Source organism: Neobacillus sp. DFD-2R, from assembly GCF_057747865.1.
Genome location: NZ_CM173228.1, coordinates 3,441,025 through 3,460,402, shown reverse-complemented (window position 1 = coordinate 3,460,402; position 19,378 = coordinate 3,441,025). Strand labels below are relative to the sequence as shown.

The window sequence follows — 19,378 nt, the reverse complement described above, 5'->3', positions numbered from 1 at the left end:
TTCGGACTGTATTTAGGAATACAGGCTAATTTGGAATAGTGGAATATAGGTTTAAACTATCTTCTCTTTTTTTTTACCCACGTTATGATCGATAAAAGAATAGACAGGGAAAATAGGAATGCGTAAAATACCCAAGGATAATCAATGATGACGTTTGACTGCCAAGGCCAAAGAAATTTCTCCATTGTCAAATTCAACTCCAATTGATACGATCATCCACTTTTAGTCATTGGGCTGTTGGCTATTTTCTTGCGAATACATACCACGATTAATAGTAGACTCGGGAAAACAAAATAAATTAATAATCCGAAGGAACCAAGGTTTTTGAAAGTGGACATATGTTCTGCAGTGCTACTGGATAAGCTCATTCCTAAATAAAGGACAACAGCCGCTATAGGCAAAACGAGTAACCTGCTGTCTCGAAGGTACAACAATTGCTGAATTCCCCGAATGACTCCGTACATTTGTATCGTTATTTTAAAAAAGGCGGTTCCCATAAAATACAAAATTCCCACTGCATCCAGGTTTTCGAGAAAGTCCGCAACTGAAATGACTTTGACTAATCTGTATAAGGGATAGGTACTGGTTGAAAAGGTTCCTTCGCCAAAGGTAAGAATAGCCAGTGCGTCAAAAATGGAAAGGAGAATTCCGTAAATAACCGATGCAAAGAGAGTGGTTTTCATAATGCGTTTAGGATTTAACACTAATGTCCAGATCATTGCAAACTCAAGGGTTTCCGCAAATGATTGTTGGATACCGCTCGGCCATACCGCTTTCCAAATACGCCCCCATCCTCCTCCCAAAATCGGCTGCAAATGCTTGATATCGGTTATGTTCGAGGCGAAAATTAAGATGATCTCAATTAAAAATAAAACTAAGATGACGGGTAAAATCATTTCTGCAAGACGGGCTATTACCTCAATACCGCTATATAACGCATAAACGATGGCAATCATAAATACGCCAAGGATGATCCAATTAGGCGTACCGGGCAAAATGGTCGTCGGAATGAGGTCCTTAATATCCCCAAGTGTCCTCCCTGAGTTATATATAAAATGAAGCATATAAACCCAAGCAATGGGAGTACCGAGCCAACGGCCAAACTGGGCAGGAAACCATTCAACAAGAGTCAGTCCCGGCTGAAACCGCATTAAGATGAGATACATCATGATAAGGCATGACCCTAAGCCGGTACTAATTAAAGTAGATAGCCAAGCATCACTCCCGGCTGCAGCAGCAAATCCGAATATTACCGATGAACCGATTTGAAATAATAAGGTAAGCATAAATAGTTGAATATTCGAAATCCTCTCCATGGTTTTTCTCCCTCCCAACCCATTTATTGTTATCCCATTTAGTATTAGCATAAACAAAATTTTTTCAGTATAACCTTGAAAGTTATTTTTGCAACTGGTTAAAATAAGAAAAAATTTTTAGGAATAGAAGGGGTGAGGAATTGAAGATATGGCGCCGGATAAAAAAGAAGAGCGTAAAACTCAATCAAAACGATAATCACCCGTTATTTCACCAGAAGGATGATCTACTATACAGCGAGCTAAAAGGTCATTTACAGGATGAATTAAAGCAGTTGAAAACAATTTTTAATCGATCCTCCGATATTATGTTCCGTGAATTTCTGTTAGGCGGGATACAGAAAGGAGTGATCATTTTTTTAGATGGCATGGTGGATACCCAGGTGATTGATTCTGATGTGTTAAAACCCCTAATGGATTTTAGAAAAGGGACAACGCATTCCGTAACAATACCTTTGAAAGAAATGGAGACGTTTCTTCAAGAGCAAGTCATCTATGTTTCACAGGTGGGTATAGGTGAGACGATGAAGGAAGTCGTTGATCATATTTTGAACGGAGAAACCGTTTTATTATTGGAGGGAGTAAAACGAGCCCTTTTTATCAGCGCCCAAGCATCGGAAATGAGATCAGTCGAGGAACCCGCTACGGAAGCGGTGATTCGTGGCCCCAGAGAAGGTTTTACAGAAAATCTGAGAACCAATACCAGTCTTATTCGCAGAAAATTAAAAACCCCACAGCTTAAAATGGAAGCCATGAAAGTGGGGCGGCTATCCAATACGAATATTGTCATTACCTATCTGGAGGGAATTGCGGAGCCGGCTCTTGTTGCAGAGGTACAGGAAAGAATCGGCCGAATCGACATCGATGCTATCTTAGAAAGCGGGTATATCGAAGAACTTATTGAAGACAACCCTTTCTCTGTTTTCCCCCAAGTGAACAATACTGAACGCCCTGATAAAGTAGCGGCTTATTTATTGGAAGGAAAAATTGGGATCCTCATTGATAATACGCCGTTTGCTCTGCTCGTACCGGTTACTTTTTATGAAATGCTCCAAGCTAGTGAGGATTACTATCAGCATTTTATGGTTTCAACGGTAATTCGGTGGCTTCGCTATATTATGTTGGTAAGCGCCCTCCTCTTACCTTCTCTTTATATTGCGATTACGACCTATCACCAAGAAATGCTTCCTACAACCCTTTTGCTTACAATCGCATCCGGAAGGGAAAGCGTTCCCTTTCCTGCCTTTGTCGAAGCCTTGATAATGGAAATTTCCTTTGAAGGATTGCGGGAGGCAGGTGTACGTCTGCCGCGGACTGTTGGCCAGGCAGTTAGTATTGTTGGGGCTCTTGTTATTGGCCAGGCGGCTGTTCAGGCAGGAATTGTATCGGCTACGATGGTCATAATTGTTTCCCTTACAGGTATATCCTCTTTTATTTTTCCTGTCTTCAGTCAAGGAATCGCCATTCGTATGCTTCGTTTTCCCATGATGGTCTGTGCAGCAGTATTGGGGTTATATGGAATCTTAGTGGCAAGTTTGATTCTTTTGACCCATATGGCAAGGCTTCGCTCTTTTGGTGTTCCATATTTGTCTCCTGTGGCACCTTTGAATTTCAATAGTCTGAAGGATATTTATGTGCGTGCACCATGGTGGGGAATGATGAATCGTTCCGATCAAACCGGGAAAAAGAATCAAAACCGGATGAATCCTTCATTACGTCCACGTCCGAACCGTCGGAGGAATTAACCAGAGTCATGGGAAGGAAAGGTAACTATATGAGAAAAAAAGGAATTTTAGTAATCCATTGCCTATTAATTCTCTTACTGACAGGCTGTTGGAGCCGGGAGGAGATCAATGATATAGCAATTGTAACCACTACAGCTATCGATAAGATGAGTGACGGGAAATTCCGGGTCTCGCTTCAGGTAGCGATTCCAAAGCTGCTTGGAGCTGTTGGGGCCGGAGGATCCAGCAGTGATAAGGAACCGACTGTTGTTATTTCAGATACTGGCGAAAACGTGATGGACACTTACCGGAAAATTCAAGAAAAATTTCCACGCCGCCTTTTCTTCTCACATAGCCGGAATTTGATCATTGGGGAAAAGGCAGCAAGAGAGGGTGTCTTTCCGGTTATGGATTTCTTTTCGAGAGTAAGGGATGCTCGTTTGCGTGGCTTTATATTGTTTTCCAAGGGAGAAGCTGCCCCCCTTTTGAAATTAAGTCCTGTCATCGAGCGATACACTTCAGAAACCATTCGGGAGGAGATGAACACGGGAGTAGGGATAAAGACCAGACAAAAGGATTTTATCAGTATGCTTACAACAGAAGGCGTCTCCCCTGTAGCGGCTCAAGTAGGGGTCAGACGAGAAGAAAAGGGAAGGAAGAATTCTAAGTTGGTTCCCGCGATTATTGGAACGGCTGTTTTTCGTCAGGATAAATTGATAGGGTGGATTAATGACAATGAGACACGGGGAGTGCTATGGCTTCTCAATGAGATTGAGCAAGGGAACATTACAGTTACGGTCCCGAAGGAAAAAGGAGGGGGGAAAATCAGCGTCAAGTTAATGAAAGGACGGACAAAGGTTATACCTGTTCTGGAGCAAGGCAAGGTAAAGATGAAAGTGAATATTCATTCGGATGTTGATCTCTTTGAAAATGGTACGAATTTAGATTTGGGTAACCCTAAAGTTTTAAAATATATACAAACACTGGTGGAATTAGATGTGAAGAAAAGGATTGTATTGGCTCTCAATAGGGCACAAAAACAGTTTCATTCTGATATATTTGGATTTGGCAATGCCCTATACCGCACCAATCCGAAAGTATGGAAAGAACAGTACAAAAAACAGTGGGCTGAGGTATTTCCTAAACTCGAGGTCAGCGTTAACCCTCATGTTTCCATCGTTCGGACAGGGCTTTCCATCAAGTCACCGGAAATGAAGAATTAAATTGAATCGGAATGATTCTTTTAAAAATACTACATTACAAATTGAACAAAGTTGTTTAAATGATTAAATATAAATTTATCTAATTGACAAACGTGAACAAAAATGAGTAAACTATGTATATACTATTATGAATTTTGTATATATATTAAATTTTTAGAATTATTGTTTGGTAACGCTGCATTTCCAAAAAATCAATCAGATAAAGGAAGTGATAGACTTTCATTTTCTAGTTGTAATTGAAAACGTTTTCATATGTTATGTTCTAAAGGTAAAAAAATTTTAAAGTTATTTCTGGATTCTATGTATTTTAAGAGGAGGAGTAGGATTTGAATCATCATCCAACGGAGTTAAAGAAAGAATTGAAAATTCGTCATATTACCATGATTTCTCTGGGAGGAATCATTGGCGCAGGATTATTTATTGGGAGCGGTTCCCTAATTAACACTGCAGGACCGGCTTCGGTCTTCGCCTATGTGATGGCGGGTCTACTTGTGGTTTTGGTCATGCGGATGCTGGGAGAAATGTCAATCGTCAATCCATCAAGCGGTTCTTTTGCCACGTATGCCCGGGAAGCCCTTGGTCCATGGGCCGGATACACAATCGGCTGGCTATACTGGTTTTTTTGGGTAATAGTTATTGCTGTTGAAGCAATTGCAGGTTCGAACATTATTCAATTCTGGTTCCCTTCTTTGCCTTCTTGGTCGGTCAGCCTTATCCTTACCTTTTTATTAACTCTAACTAACTTGTATTCTGTTAAATCTTTTGGCGAGTTCGAGTATTGGTTCTCTCTTATCAAAGTAGTAAGTATTGTCCTATTTTTGATTCTTGGCGGGGCCATAATATTCGGCTTGATACCGGGGATACACTCACCAGGGACTTCAAATCTTTTACATAGGGGAGGATTCATGCCCAATGGAATAAGTTCTATATTTTTGGGAATTGCTCTCGTTATGTTCTCATTTATGGGGAGTGAAATTGTAGCAACTGCAGCAGGAGAAACACCACATCCTGAAAAAGCCATTACTATTGCAACAAACAGCGTTATTTATCGAATCCTACTTTTTTATATAGGTTCCATTTTAGTGCTAGTTACAATTCTCCCATGGGATTCTCATACTCTATTGAAAAATCCCTTTGTTTCCGTACTTGAGCTTGTTAAAATACCGGCTGCGGCTCAAATCATGAACTTTATTGTTCTGACAGCTGTCCTTTCCTGCTTGAATTCAGGTCTTTATACGAGCTCGCGTATGTTGTTCGCTATGTCCCAAAGTGGTGACGCTCCCCGTTTGTTTTTAAAGGTAAGCAAGAAGGGAGTACCAATTTATGCTATCTTAGGATGTACGGTTATTTCTTATATTAGTGTTGGTTTTAATTACCTATCTCCTGATAAGATATTTCTCTTTTTAGTTAATGCTTCCGGAGGTGTAGCACTTCTTGTTTATCTAGTGATTGCCTTCTCCCAACTGCGTCTGAGAAGAAAATATGAAAAAGAAAAACCTGAAGCACTGAAAATAAAAATGTGGTTATTTCCTTATTTGACATACGCTACTATACTTGCAATCACTACTGTTTTTATTATGATGGCATTTATTGATTCACTACGTTCACAATTCTATTTAACGGTACTCATTGCTGTGTTTGTTGTTGGTTCATTCTTTGCTTTCAGGAATAAAAGATCAACTAATGTATTTCCAGAGAAAAAGAAACAAATGAATCTTCATTACAACGAAAAGGTGAAAAAAATCTAGTATATTGTTAAAAAAACCTCGAATTTTAATAGAATTCGAGGTTTTTTTATGCACACCTCAAAAAGAGGGAACCTACCAAGTTCTAACGATCCATCGGGTTTTAGATCTCAAAATTATAAAATCGACTTGTTTCATGAACAAAAATGTCCATTTATTAATTACGTTGAACAAATTTGTTGTAGAAAATAAAATTTTTTTAAATATATATATACAAAAGTGTTAAAAATCATTTATAATACATTTATAGCAAATCCGAAAATTACATATATTAAAAATTTTCGGATAATAGAAAAAGAGGGAGATATTTTAGGAACGCAATTTATTCAAAGAAAAAAATTATTATTTTTCAAAAGGGAGAGAATCGCATGATCACAGAATATAAGAACACAATTAAACCATACAAACATGAACCATTTACCAATTTTACAATAGATGAAAATAAACATGCATTTGAAGAAGCTTTAAAATTAGTCCAGTCACAATTAGGCCAAGAGTATCCACTTGTTATCGGAGGGGACCGCATTAAAACCGATAAACAGACTATCTCGATTAACCCGAGTGATAAGGCAGAAGTCATTGGTTTTGTTTCTAAAGCTAATAAAGAATTAGCTGAAAAAGCGATGCAAGTCGCACTTTCTACCTTCGAAATATGGAAAAAGCAAGATCCGGAAGAACGGGCAAGCATTTTATTCCGTGCAGCGGCAATCATTCGCCGTCGCAAACATGAATTCTCCGGTTACCTTGTCAAAGAGGCCGGGAAACCTTGGAAAGAAGCTGATGCGGATACAGCAGAAGCCATTGACTTTCTTGAATTCTATGCCCGTCAGATGATGCAATTAAAGGATGGAGTACCGGTAAAAAGCCGGGAGGGGGAAAGTAACAAGTATTCATACATACCACTTGGCGTAGGCGTTATTATTTCACCGTTTAACTTCCCGTTAGCCATCATGGCAGGAACGGTAACGGCAGCTATAGTAGCGGGAAACACCGTCCTTCTTAAACCATCAGACAATACACCGGTAGTGGCGGCAAAGTTCGTGGAAGTCATGGAAGAAGCAGGTCTTCCTCAAGGTGTGCTTAACTATATTCCGGGAGAAGGTGCGGAAATAGGTGATTACCTTGTTGACCATCCGAAAACCCGCTTCATTTCCTTCACAGGTTCCCGTGAGATTGGCTGCCGCATTTATGAAAGAGCAGCAAAAGTACATCCGGGTCAAATTTGGTTAAAGCGTGTGATCGCCGAAATGGGTGGAAAAGATACAGTTGTTGTCGATAAAGACGCGGATTTGGATTTAGCGGCATCTTCGATTGTTTACTCTGCTTTTGGATTCTCCGGACAAAAATGTTCGGCCGGTTCCCGTGCAGTGATACACCAAGATGTTTATGATGAAGTTTTAGAAAAGGCAGTAGCATTAACCAAAACATTAACCGTTGGCAGTCCAGAAGATGTAAATACCTATATGGGACCGGTGATTAGCCAGTCGTCTTTCAATAAAATCATGAACTATATCGAAATTGGTAAAGAAGAAGGCAAATTAATGACGGGCGGAGAAGGGGACGACTCCAAAGGGTACTTTATACAACCAACCATCATTGCTGATGTGGACGAAAAAGCACGTCTCATGCAGGAAGAAATCTTTGGGCCGGTTCTCGCTGTTTGTAAGGCGCGTAATTTTGATCATATGCTGGAAATTGCAAACAACACGGATTATGGCTTAACCGGTGCTTTAATTACAAACAATAATGACCATATTGAGCGTGCACAAGAAGAATTCCATGTAGGAAATCTTTATTTCAATCGCGGTTGTACGGGAGCAATTGTTGGGTACCAACCGTTTGGAGGGTTTAATATGTCAGGAACGGACTCGAAGGCAGGAGGGCCTGATTACCTTATTCTTCACATGCAAGCGAAAACAACTAGCAAAACACTTTAAGAATTTAATGGGCAACTTTTTCAAGTTGCCCATTAAATTCAGGTTCAAGAACATAAATCTAGGAGGGGATCATCCATGTTAGCAGAGGTTTCAAAAAATGTTTTTCTTTTCGCTTCCCAAAGTAAAGGATTAAATAAGGCTGCGAAAAAATGGGGCCTTCGATTTGGAGCTTCTCAAGTTGTAGCGGGAGATACGATCGAGAGTGCCGTAAAAAAAGTTCAAGAATTAAATAAAAAAGGTTTGATTTGTACACTGGATCATTTAGGGGAATTTGTTTCAAGTAGAGAAGAAGCAACGGAAGCGACAGAATATAATGTGAAAACGTTAGAAGCCATTGCAAAAGCCGGAGTAAATAGTAATTTATCTGTTAAAATGACCCAACTGGGGCTGGATATTGACCGGGATTTTTGCGTGGGAAACATGTGTCGAATTCTTGATACAGCAAAAAAACACAATAATTTTGTCCGAATCGATATGGAAGATCATGCCCATTGTCAAATCACGTTAGATATCCTGAGAGAATTACGCCAAACCTATGATAATGTAGGAACCGTTATTCAGGCCTATTTATTTCGGGCTCACCAGGACGTGAAAGAGTTAAAAGGGATTCCTCTTCGTCTAGTCAAAGGTGCTTATAAAGAATCTTCTGATGTCGCTTTTCAAGAGAAAGAAAAGGTAGATGAAAATTATATAAGAATCATTGAAGAGCATCTGTTGAGCGGAAGCTACACGGCAATTGCTTCCCATGATCACCATATTATTGCCAGAGTAAAAGAATTTACCCGAAAAAATAATATATCAAGAGATCAATTTGAATTTCAGATGTTATATGGATTTAGAACAGACATACAACTTAGTTTGGTTCAGGAGGGGTACAAAATGCGCGTTTACATTCCTTTTGGCAATGATTGGTTTGGCTATTTTATGCGCCGGTTGGCAGAAAGACCACAGAATGTAGCTTTTGCTCTTAAGGGACTCTTCTCCAAGTAAGTGATGGAACGATAATAAAAAGAGAAAAAGACAATGTCTATGCTAAATTGTTTTTTTCTCTTTTATTTTATTGGATTAAAAACAGTTGATTATATGCTTGAAAGAGAGGTTTGAATATTGAAAGAAGTTATAGAAGCAATTTATAGTCCTTGTTGCGGAAAAATCGAAACCCTATTTGTTAGCCGGGATTCTTATGTGTATGAGTGGGAAAAGTTAATGTTAATTCATACAACGGATAACGATTTAGTAGAAGTCAGAGCAGGTGTAAGTGGCCATGTTGTTTCACTAGAAGTAATAGAAAAGCAAAGTATTACCAATGAAACTTTATTGATAAAGGTAAAAGATGACCTGTTAATCACAGGAAGTGAATGATGAAAGTATTTTGAATGGTGGAAATTTCATTTTTATGTAGGAGAAAACAATCACTTTTTGAATTGTATTAAAACTGTTTATTTATTATTTAAACACATTTGTATATTACCCCTTTTCACTAGAGGATACTGTATAAATTATGATACAATAAAGAAAAAGTGTGAAAGGGGGTTATTTTATTCAACATGAGCAGATCCATTTGGATAACTCCTTTATTTTAGTTGACCCACATACACCTTTAATCCATATAAACAACAAACTCACAGAATATGATTTTGTTGTTGTTTCAGGGAGCGCATACTATATTATTACAAAAAGTGAATGTTACTTGACAGCATTAGATGATGGTTCACTACCTGTAATCAATTGGATTAAAAAAGTAAATTGGCTACCTTCAACTGTTTCTACAATTGTTGAACTCACTGCAATAAAAACAGATTGGATTCGGCCGGTCTTGATTAAGGGTATAGAAAAAGAAGAAATTATCGGGATTATAACAGCTAATCAATGGATTCAGCAGCTTGATACGGAAAATAAAAAGTTATCCGCTTACTTTTACACATTGGCAGAAACAATTAATGATGCAGTCACAGCTGTAGATCAAGAAGGTAATGTTATTTGCTGGAATACTGTAGCTGAGGGAACATATAAGATTCCACGCGAAAATATCCTCGGGCAAAAGATTGGTGAGCATTTTCATGCGGACTCTGTTTTATTGCACCGTATTTTAAATGAGGGACGCAGTGTTCGCGGGGCTTATCATCGCCCCAATAACGAGACTCACGTACTGATAAATGCTTCTCCAATTATAAAAGATAATAAAATTATTGGGGGTATCGCTACTGAACGCGATATTACCGGGATTGTCCGCTTAAATGAAGAACTTGACTCATCGGTACCGTTGCTTATTCATCAAGAAAAACCTTTTGCTTCAATCATTGGGGTTAATTCAGAAATTCAACAAGCAGTTCAAATTGCACAAAAAGTCGCTTATGCGGATATCCCCGTTCTTTTAACCGGAGAACCCGGTTCAGGAAAAGAGATGTTGGCACAAGCTATCCATTACGGCGGTTCAAAAAACTCCGGACCTTTTGTCTCTATTAATTGTTCAGCAATTCCTTCAGGCCTTTTAGAGGCTGAATTATTCGGATACCAAGAAGGGGTTTTTACATCCGATAAGAAGATTGGACAAGCCGGGAAAATTGAACAGGCGTGTAATGGAACGTTGTTTGTCGAAGAAATTGACAAAATGGCACTCGATATACAAGAAAAATTCCTAAACTTCTTGGTACACCATTCATTTTATCGTGTAGGCGGAACTGAATTGATTACAACACAGGTACGTGTTATTGCCTCTACTTCCCGTTCATTAGAAGAATTAGTTAAGGAAGGGAAATTTAACGAAAATCTTTATTACCATATAACTGTAATAAATATCGATATTCCCCCTTTACACAAAAGAACAGAGGATATTATTAAACTCGTTCAACAATTTGTGCAAGAATTCAGTTCTAAGTATAAGAAACCGATTCCAAAAATTGATTCGAGTGCTATGAATGCATTAATGAACTATAATTGGCCGGGAAATGTCCGTGAGCTCCGAAATATCGTAGAACGTTTTATCCTTCTTAATAATGAAATTTGTATTACACTCAATCATCTTCCCAAAAATATAATTGACGCTTATTCCCTTAATCCTGGCGAAGACCAAAGCGGAGACGGAACCGCACAAAAGGAACCGGGTCCTAAAAAAGAAGAGTTAGTGATGATTGAAGAAGCTTTACGTAAAACGTATGGAAACAAGAGTGCTGCAGCCAATTTACTCGGTATATCAAGAGGAACACTATACAATAAGATTAAAGAGTATGGGTTAAGCTAAAATTTTATTTAATTGAAAAAGGGTAGAAATCTTTTCTTGAGATTTCTACCCTTTTTTGAGCAAATAGAGGCTCGCCAATCGGCGAGTCTGTCGAAAAACCCTCGGCAGCCTCTTATTTTATTTCAATCACTTTAATGATTCACTGCGTTAATTTGTTACAATATTATTAGTATATCGGTTTCAACCTGTCTGTTGATTGGCGCTCCCGGCACTTCGCTTTCCGCGGGCGTGCCGGGAAGCCTCCTCGTCGCTTCGCTCCTGCGGGGTCTCCCCTGCCCCGTACTCCCGCAGGAGTCTTCGTGCCTTCCGCGCCAATCAACAGAGTGTTTTCAATAAAGACCTTCAGTTCAACTAATAAATAAAAAAATTAGTGGTGAATTCAATGTAAAATTCAAGGATCTAGTACCTCATCACTCTACGATTAGCTGGAATCGTCAACACCGTTATAAGGATACAAATATTTTTTAGGAGATTTTTGATGAGATTGTTCTTCTTGCAATGAGTCACAAGATGGTGGTCGGTCGTGTTTTATTTACGGATTCAACTCATTTAAAGGCAAATGCAAATAAAAATAAGTATACAAAACAAGAAGTGGAAGCTGATACTCGGGAATATTTTGAAGACTTAAACAAGGCAATAGAAGAGGATAGAATTAAACACGGAAAAAAGCCATTAAAAGAAGAGGAGGAAGTAAAAGAGATTAAGGAAATTAGAGTCAGTACAACAGACCCTTAATGTGGTTTTATGTCCCGTGAAAATAAGCAGGAAATGTTCTGTTATCTCGATCACCGGACTACTGATATGAAATTTAACATTATTACTGATGTATTTGTTACTCCTGGAAATGTACACGGTCAAAAAATAAGGTAAAAGTGGTAACACGACATGAATGGGAGGAGCACAAGGAAAAGGTAAGGTTAAATCGCTTATCTAAATCGGGAAAAATGCTTTATAAATTTAGAAAGGAAAAAATTGAGCGAAGCTTCGCAGACTCAAAAGAGCTGCACGGGCTTCGCTACTGCCGGTTACGGGGATTGAAGAATGCAAGTGAACAGGCTCTTCTAACTGCAGCCTGCCAAAATATAAAAAAGATTGCAATACACTTAGCAAGGTTAGAAAAAGTGTGTTGCAATACTTTAGGTTGATTTGCCTCCCTGTTGATTGGAGCGGAGGGCACTCGACTCCTGCGGGATAAAGAGGTCACTGGAGACCCCACAGGCGCCAAAAGCGCCGAGGAGGCTCCAGGACCTCCCCGCGGAAAGCGAGTGCCCGGAGCGGTAATCAACAGGCACATTAGCAGGGAGAATCAATAAATTTGGTATTTAGATTCTGACAAAATTAGATTCTGACAAAATAAAAAATTGCAGAGAAAAATACCCTTTCTCTCGACAATCTGAGTTTTCTTTATTTGGAACTATCATTTTGCTTTTTGTTATAAAGTTCGAAATAAAATGAAAATTGAATTAAAAAGAACAAGCAAAATGGTCAACAGCCGCATAAAATAAAGTACAAAAAGAAAGGGGGGGAACAACATAGACGGTTGGATTCTCTACACGATGTGGGCTGTTTTGGGGCTCATGATGCTGGATTTTATTGTAGGTCTCTTTAAATCGCTGGTGACAAAGTCATTTTCACCGAGCATGGTCTTAGATTACCTGAAAGATATATTATATTATGTATTCCCATTATTATTCTTATTGAACATCATGGCAATTGATCCTACAGGCTGGATATTATTAGTATTTTACTATATTGGTGGTTTAGCTGTAATTTGGAATTATATAGTTGGAATCATAACTAAATGGAGAGCCTAAGCTCTCTTTTTTTGTTGTTTAGGAAATTATAAAATAATTTGGTGTGGATAACTTGAAAAAGTTATCTGAATCCAGCTCCAGCGCCCAGCGGCTAGTGGACTTCGCTCTTCTCCCTACGATAAGTCAACATCGGATCGCTAACGCTCTCCGTGTTTTCTTTATCTCAGTCGAAGCGCTCCAGTCCATACGCCGCTAACCGGGCGCTTGCGCCTTTTGTTCTTTTAAGTTCATCCTTTTGATAAAAAGGTTGATTCGGTTTTGATTGACGAAGGTTAAATTAAAAATAGGTTAGATCTACTATACATCAGTTCTAAAATAAGAAACCGGGAATAAAAATTGGGAAAAGGCAATTTTATACGTTTTTTCGATAAGAAAAGGCACTAAATTATTTGCAAATCAGGTAAAGCCAAATACAGATTATGACATCAACAAGGGTAGTCTGTACCTAAGTTGACTCAATTATAACCGGTATCATTTACACTGCCTCTTTTGGTCTCCTCTTCGTCAGAAAAAAATCTTCTATTTTATTATCAAAAGGCTTTTCCTCTCCATTTAAAGAGTAATACTTACAATGTTTAAATTCGTGAAATTCATTCGAATAGTCAAAATCTGTATAGGGAGTGAGTCCATGAGGGCATATCATTGGATCAAGTGGCGTAAATTCCTGCTCTGGTCAGCAATCCTCGTCTTTATCGGCGTGCTGTTGTGGACTGGAGGACCGACAGCTTGGAATATTGCGTTGAGTATTGCCAGTCTTTTGCTGCAGCTGCTATTCGCCATGTTGTTCATGATTATTCAATTTGTTGCTCTTTTTTGGTTCCTGGCCCGTGGGCGCACATATTGGATTTTACCGGGTGAAACCGGCTCCACCTGGGATGATTACAGGGGGAATCCCGAGATCGTTGAAAATGCCGAACGAATCGTCATCCTACTTAAGGGCGTTAAAGAGTTTAAGGAGATGGGGGGCGAGGCAATACGGGGATTGTTACTCTGTGGACCTCCCGGCACCGGCAAGTCCTATCTGGCCCAGGTAATTGCCAATGAAGCACAGGTGCCCTTTGCATATGCCTCTGCACCAAGCTTTCAAAACATGTTCTTCGGTGTCGGCAATCTTAAAGTGATGGGTATCTATAAGAAGGCAAGGAAGCTGGCGAAAGTGTACGGCGCCTGCATCATTTTCATTGACGAAATCGATGCCATCGGTATGAGTCGGCAGGCAGGAGGCGCAGGAGGAGGTATGATGGGGGGCTTAATGGGCATGGGCGGCTCAGGTCTCCTCAACGAGCTGCTCCTGCAAATGGATCCGCCGAACATTGACAACAACTGGTTTGCCAAGCTGCTACGATCGCTCGGACTGCGGAAAAAGAAGGCAGAGCGGCCTGCTGTCCTGACAATTGGCGCGACCAACCTTCCGGACGTACTTGATCAGGCTCTGCTCCGACCCGGCCGTTTCGACCGCAAGCTATGGGTTGATACGCCGGATTATGATGGCCGGGTGGACGTTTTCCAATACTACCTTAAGAAAGTGAAGCGGGATGCAACTTTAACTCCCGAGAAAGCGGCACTCGACACGATTGGCTACAGTCCTGCGCAGATTAAACATATCGTAAATGAGTCGGTTGTCATTGCTCATCAGCGGGGCGCTCAGGTTTCCAACTACGAGGACTTCCGAGCCGCTATGGAAACCTATGAGTGGGGACTTAAACAGCCGCTTCGCTCCATGAGTGAGGATGAGAAGCGGAACGTCGCATACCATGAAGCCGGCCATGCGGTGGCACAGTACCTGTTGAAGCCGCACGAACGTGTTTGGAAGGTAACAATTATTCGCCGGGGAGGTGCTCTTGGTCTCGCTGCCACAAAGCCAACACACGAGAGATACAATCGGAGCGACAGTGAAATTTTGGCGGAGATTCAAGTCTGTCTGGCTGCCCGGGCAGTGGAGGAAGAGTTCCTTGGGAAGAAATTAAACGGGGTCACTTCTGACCTGAGGCAGGCAACGCTGTTAGCAGGTGCTTACCTTGGTGCGGTCGGAATGGGTGATGAGCTATTTAGCTGGCTTTCAGTTGGCTCTCAATCTGAAGGACTCAGATCACTCCGTTCAAAGATTAACGTCCTGCTAAAGGATGAGATGACGAAAGTAAAGAAGCTTGTACTCGACAACGCAGACTTCGTCCACTCAATTGCGAAGGAATTGTTGAAGCGGGGCGATCTAACAGGCGAGGAGATTGAAGAAATTTATGAACAGCTGTATGGCCAAAATCAACCTGAATGATCATGATGATTTTCAATTTTAGAAAAGAACCTGATAAAAAAACAAACCACTAACCATTTCCGTAACTAAATGGTTGGTGGTTTTTATTTTACGGTCAATTGATTTTTGAAACTTGAGGATTTTACTGAATATTTTTGTAATCTTTAAACCATTTAACAAACTTTGAGATCCCTTCTTCAATGGATGTAATAGGTTTATAGTTAATATCATTTACTAATTCTCCTATATCCGCATAGGTTTCCAGAACTTCCCCGGGCTGCAATGGTAATAATTTCAACACAGCCTTTTTACCAAATTCCTTTTCGAGCAGCTGGATGAAATAATGTAAGTCAACAGGGTAATGATTACCTATATTATAGATTTTATAAAAAGAAACTGATTCTTCAGGCGGCCCTTTTTTTATTAACCGAAAAACGGATTCGATTACATCATCAATATAAGTAAAGTCCCTTTTCATATTTCCATAATTATATATCTCTATAGGCTGCTGATTTAAAAGGGCATTTGAGAATTTCATCATTGCCATATCCGGTCTGCCCCATGGGCCGTAAACGGTAAAAAATCGCAAACCGGTTGTAGGCAGTTCATATATGTGGCTATACGTATACGCCATTAACTCATTGGCTTTTTTTGTAGCAGCATATAAACTAATCGGATGATCTACCCGGTCATTAACTGAAGATGGAATTTGTTCATTATTTCCATAAACTGAACTGGATGAGGCATATAGAAGGTGTTTGATTTGATGTTTTTTACAACACTCTAAAATATTTGCAAATCCAACAAGATTTGATTTTATATACGTTTGGGGATTCTTCAAACTGTATCGTACACCGGGCTGAGCTGCTAAATTAACAACAATGTCTATCGTAAATTGTTCAAAGAGACTTTCTACTAATTCAAGGTTGTCGATAGAACCTCTTACAAAACTAAAATTCGGGTACTTCTTTAGAATACTTAATCTATCAAATTTTAAGTTCTTATCATAGTAGTCATTGATATTATCAATGCCAAGTACTTGGATGCCTTCATCTAACAAACGCCGGGAAAGATGGAATCCGATAAAGCCTGCACAGCCGGTTACGAAAATACAACTAGCAATTTTATTAATTTTCTAGCACTCCTTTCCTTACAATCGTTGAAATATCATATGTAATTAGGAACAACAAAGTTCAACAACAGGGCTAAATTATGCAAATAACTATTTTGATTCCTCTATTACTTCACCAAAATCCTTTCACTTCTTTAATTTATTAGGTAAAAAATAACTTTTTTAAAGGTATGGAAAAAAATTTGTTGAAATAAGTATATAAAGATAAAACTTATTTCTTTGGGTGAGGTGGGAGTATTGAACGAAATACAATATGCTTTTATTGATGAGTATGGGAATTATGGTTTTGATTTTGACAAACAGGATGTATCAACCCACTTTATAATCGTTTCTATTCTCGTAAAAGAGTCGAATAAAGAGTTTTTAGAGCAAAAATTAGAAATCATTAGAGAAAAATTCTTTCACACCGAAGAAATGAAATCCAGAGAAATCGAAAATAATCATCATCTGAAAATACAACTATTAAATGAGCTTAAGGATTTACCTTTTACGGTATACGCGTATGTCATTGATAAAAGAAAAATAAGAGAAGATAGCGGCATAACGTTTAAAAAAACATTTTTTAAATATGTAAATCGATTAGTCTATGATGATTTATACCGTACATTTGATCAACTTGATCTAGTCGCAGACGAACATGAAACAAAAGAGTTTATGCACGAATTTAAAAATTATGTAATGACAACGAGTATACCGGATTTATTTAATTATTCATTATTTGGATTCAATCAAAGTCAATCCACTATCATTCTCCAATTGGCTGAGCTTATGGCCGGTACAATTGCTCAAGGTTATGATCGAACATTTTATTCGGAACATTATCGCTCTTTTTATCAAATCATAAAAGATAAAATAATCGGCATCCATCAATGGCCATATGACTATAAACAATTTTTATATGAATACAAATCAGAGAAGTCTGACTCTAAGTACGACGGGATTATTATCAAACAAGCTGTAAATTTGACCTATCAATATATTGATAAAAACAGAAAAAGTGAAGATGATGAAGACAAAATTCGAATTGATTTTCTAAAGTTTCTTTTATTTAATCTGAAAGAAAATCCGGATGAATATGTTTACACGCAAGAAATTTTAGATAATCTTAATGCTATTCGCGATATCAAAATCAATCAACATTATTTTCGATCCACGATTGTTTCCAAGCTGCGTGATCAGGGGTTATTAATTGCAAGCAGCAATAAGGGCTATAAATTACCTGCTTGTTTAACAGACTTGTATGACTTTGTAAATCTATCAAGCCTCACTATCCATCCGATGATCCAAAGAATCTCCAAGTGCAGAGATCAAATTTTACTTGCAACAAACAATGAAATAGATATTCTTGATCAGAAAGAATATAAATATATAAAAAGAATGATTGAAACGGAAAAATTAGAGGTTAAATACTAGTTTCCATAATAAGATAGCGAAATTCAATTTTGGTTTATGAAAGTGATTTTTTACTATTGAGTGAATAGAATTATAATAGTAAATTTTTAAGAAAGGGGTCTTATATGAAAAAAATTGTGCGTAATCTTTCAATAATGTGTTCTGCTGTTCTCTGCCTTTTACCTACGGCTGGTTTTTCACCGCAGGAAAAGCTTAAAGATGCAAATCCACCTATTCATATTAAGAATAACGGCGCCACACCAACCTATCAAAACGGTTACACACCATCAATGATTAAAAAAGCATACGGGTTGGATCGATTGGCTGCCACCGGCTCCGGACAAACAATTGCGATTGTCGATGCCTATGGAAGCCCGACAATTGCCAACGATCTCCAAGTGTTTAATAATCAGTTCGGTCTACCTGCGGCAAGCTTAACGGTCGCCTATCCGAACGGCAAACCTGGCAGAACGGATGGCGGCTGGGCGCTCGAGACTGCGCTGGATGTGGAGTGGGCACATGCGGTTGCACCGCAGGCAAAAATCCTGCTGGTTGTCGCAAAATCAGCATCGATTTCCAATTTGCTTGCAGCGGAAGATTACGCAACCTCTCATGGAGCCCAGGTCATTTCAAACAGCTGGGGCGGGTCTGAGTTCTCTAGCGAGGCTAGTTATGATTCACATTTTCAACATAACGGTATCGTATACGTCGCTTCCTCCGGAGATAATGGTGCCGGAATGTCCTGGCCGGCATCGTCTCCATATGTGTTGTCTGTAGGCGGAACAAATCTCCAGCTTGATTCGACGGGGACCTACCTTGGCGAGAGTGCCTGGTCAGGTTCGGGCGGCGGCACAAGCTCCTATGAATCGAGACCAATTTACGAAGATATTTGGCAAAGTGTTGTGGGTACACATCTCGGTGCACCTGATGTAGCGTGGAATGCTGATCCAAATACCGGAGTAGCCGTTTATGACAGCACACTCGAAAGCGGACAAAAAGGTTGGTTTCAAGTGGGCGGAACGAGCTTTGGGTCTCCATGCTGGGCGGCTTTAATAGCCCTGGCAGATCAAGGGCGTACGACTCCTTTGACGAGCTATAATACAATTGCCCAGCTGTTCACGATTGCAGGAACAACAAACTCAAGCGGATACGTCAATAATTATCACGATATTATTACAGGAAACAACGGGGGATTTTTCTCGCAAGCAGGTTATGATTTAGTCACCGGTATCGGTTCCCCGAAAGCGGATGTCTTAATACCGGCATTAAAATAGCAATATGAAAAAGCTTGTAGAAGAAGTCCGTCAAGGATAAATCTACAAGCTTTTTTTAGCGAAGAAGGTAGTCCTTGAAGAGCTCATGGAGCCCAAAGTCCAATAGGAAAGACAAAAACGGTCATCATGAAAAGCTTATGGAGCCCAAAATATAATAGGAAAGACCAAAACGGTCATCATGAAGCGCTCATGGAGCCCAAAATCCAAAAGGAAAGACCAAAACGGTCATCATGAAGCGCTCATGGAGCCCAAAATCCAAAAGGAAAGACCAAAACGGTCATCATGAAGAGCTCATGAAGTCCAAAATCCAAAAGGAAAGACCAAAACGGTCA

The 19,378-nt window shown here is 39.4% G+C and carries 13 protein-coding genes and 1 pseudogene; 12 read left to right on the top strand and 2 right to left on the bottom strand.

Going from position 1 to position 19,378, the window contains the following annotated elements:
- Nucleotides 1–212 precede the first annotated feature (212 nt).
- The gene (locus tag AC3ANV_RS17305; protein WP_488309928.1) at nucleotides 213–1,316 is read right to left on the bottom strand and encodes a GerAB/ArcD/ProY family transporter; all 1,104 of its coding nucleotides are present in this window, start codon (nucleotides 1,314–1,316) and stop codon (nucleotides 213–215) included.
- A gap of 140 nt (nucleotides 1,317–1,456) precedes the next feature.
- On the opposite strand from AC3ANV_RS17305, the gene AC3ANV_RS17300 reads away from it, so the two are divergent.
- The 10 genes and pseudogenes from AC3ANV_RS17300 to AC3ANV_RS17255 all read left to right on the top strand — a co-directional run bounded on the left by AC3ANV_RS17300 (nucleotide 1,457) and on the right by AC3ANV_RS17255 (nucleotide 15,269).
- Entirely contained in the window at nucleotides 1,457–3,058 is a 1,602-nt protein-coding gene (locus tag AC3ANV_RS17300; protein WP_488309927.1) for a spore germination protein, read from the top strand.
- A gap of 29 nt (nucleotides 3,059–3,087) precedes the next feature.
- Nucleotides 3,088–4,260 carry a Ger(x)C family spore germination protein gene (locus tag AC3ANV_RS17295; RefSeq protein ID WP_488309926.1) on the top strand — a complete coding sequence of 391 codons (1,173 nt, stop codon included), beginning with the start codon at nucleotides 3,088–3,090 and terminating at the stop codon, nucleotides 4,258–4,260.
- 326 nt (nucleotides 4,261–4,586) lie between these two features.
- On the top strand, nucleotides 4,587–6,008 hold the full coding sequence (locus AC3ANV_RS17290) for an amino acid permease (RefSeq protein ID WP_488309925.1): 1,422 nt from the start codon (nucleotides 4,587–4,589) through the stop codon (nucleotides 6,006–6,008).
- A gap of 365 nt (nucleotides 6,009–6,373) precedes the next feature.
- Nucleotides 6,374–7,942: an L-glutamate gamma-semialdehyde dehydrogenase gene (gene pruA / locus AC3ANV_RS17285; RefSeq protein ID WP_488309924.1), complete on the top strand. Its 1,569-nt coding sequence runs from the start codon at nucleotides 6,374–6,376 to the stop codon at nucleotides 7,940–7,942.
- Between the two features lie 75 nt (nucleotides 7,943–8,017).
- Complete coding sequence (locus AC3ANV_RS17280) at nucleotides 8,018–8,932, top strand: proline dehydrogenase family protein (RefSeq protein WP_488309923.1); 915 nt, start codon at nucleotides 8,018–8,020, stop codon at nucleotides 8,930–8,932.
- 117 nt (nucleotides 8,933–9,049) lie between these two features.
- Nucleotides 9,050–9,304: a biotin/lipoyl attachment domain-containing protein gene (locus AC3ANV_RS17275; RefSeq protein ID WP_488309922.1), complete on the top strand. Its 255-nt coding sequence runs from the start codon at nucleotides 9,050–9,052 to the stop codon at nucleotides 9,302–9,304.
- A 199-nt stretch (nucleotides 9,305–9,503) separates the two neighbouring features.
- Nucleotides 9,504–11,183 carry a sigma-54 interaction domain-containing protein gene (locus AC3ANV_RS17270; RefSeq protein WP_488309921.1) on the top strand — a complete coding sequence of 560 codons (1,680 nt, stop codon included), beginning with the start codon at nucleotides 9,504–9,506 and terminating at the stop codon, nucleotides 11,181–11,183.
- A 384-nt stretch (nucleotides 11,184–11,567) separates the two neighbouring features.
- Nucleotides 11,568–12,328: pseudogene (locus AC3ANV_RS17265) on the top strand (transposase); the annotation flags it as partial.
- 411 nt (nucleotides 12,329–12,739) lie between these two features.
- The gene (locus tag AC3ANV_RS17260) at nucleotides 12,740–12,997 is read left to right on the top strand and encodes a hypothetical protein (RefSeq protein ID WP_488309920.1); all 258 of its coding nucleotides are present in this window, start codon (nucleotides 12,740–12,742) and stop codon (nucleotides 12,995–12,997) included.
- Nucleotides 12,998–13,625: 628 nt separating this feature from the next.
- A complete protein-coding gene (locus tag AC3ANV_RS17255; protein WP_488309919.1) occupies nucleotides 13,626–15,269 on the top strand; it encodes an AAA family ATPase in 1,644 nt (547 codons plus the stop codon).
- A 121-nt stretch (nucleotides 15,270–15,390) separates the two neighbouring features.
- Here AC3ANV_RS17255 and AC3ANV_RS17250 read toward each other — a convergent pair whose 3' ends face one another.
- Nucleotides 15,391–16,308, bottom strand: coding sequence for an NAD-dependent epimerase/dehydratase family protein (locus AC3ANV_RS17250; RefSeq protein WP_488309918.1), 918 nt, complete (start codon nucleotides 16,306–16,308; stop codon nucleotides 15,391–15,393).
- A 309-nt stretch (nucleotides 16,309–16,617) separates the two neighbouring features.
- Here AC3ANV_RS17250 and AC3ANV_RS17245 point away from each other — a divergent pair, with 309 nt between their 5' ends.
- Together AC3ANV_RS17245 and AC3ANV_RS17240 are read left to right on the top strand one after the other, a co-directional pair.
- On the top strand, nucleotides 16,618–17,793 hold the full coding sequence (locus AC3ANV_RS17245; RefSeq protein ID WP_488309917.1) for a DUF3800 domain-containing protein: 1,176 nt from the start codon (nucleotides 16,618–16,620) through the stop codon (nucleotides 17,791–17,793).
- A gap of 104 nt (nucleotides 17,794–17,897) precedes the next feature.
- Nucleotides 17,898–19,046, top strand: a complete 1,149-nt coding sequence (locus tag AC3ANV_RS17240; protein ID WP_488309916.1) for a S53 family peptidase — start codon at nucleotides 17,898–17,900, stop codon at nucleotides 19,044–19,046.
- Nucleotides 19,047–19,378: the final 332 nt, after the last annotated feature.

What these genes read in the sequence shown, in the direction of transcription:
- AC3ANV_RS17305 (WP_488309928.1), bottom strand. Translation starts at nt 1,316, where the DNA reads ATGGAGAGGATTTCGAATATTCAACTATTTATGCTTACCTTATTATTT.
- AC3ANV_RS17295 (WP_488309926.1), top strand. Translation starts at nt 3,088, where the DNA reads ATGAGAAAAAAAGGAATTTTAGTAATCCATTGCCTATTAATTCTCTTA.
- pruA (WP_488309924.1), top strand. Translation starts at nt 6,374, where the DNA reads ATGATCACAGAATATAAGAACACAATTAAACCATACAAACATGAACCA.
- AC3ANV_RS17280 (WP_488309923.1), top strand. Translation starts at nt 8,018, where the DNA reads ATGTTAGCAGAGGTTTCAAAAAATGTTTTTCTTTTCGCTTCCCAAAGT.
- AC3ANV_RS17260 (WP_488309920.1), top strand. Translation starts at nt 12,740, where the DNA reads ATGTGGGCTGTTTTGGGGCTCATGATGCTGGATTTTATTGTAGGTCTC.
- AC3ANV_RS17255 (WP_488309919.1), top strand. Translation starts at nt 13,626, where the DNA reads ATGAGGGCATATCATTGGATCAAGTGGCGTAAATTCCTGCTCTGGTCA.
- AC3ANV_RS17240 (WP_488309916.1), top strand. Translation starts at nt 17,898, where the DNA reads ATGAAAAAAATTGTGCGTAATCTTTCAATAATGTGTTCTGCTGTTCTC.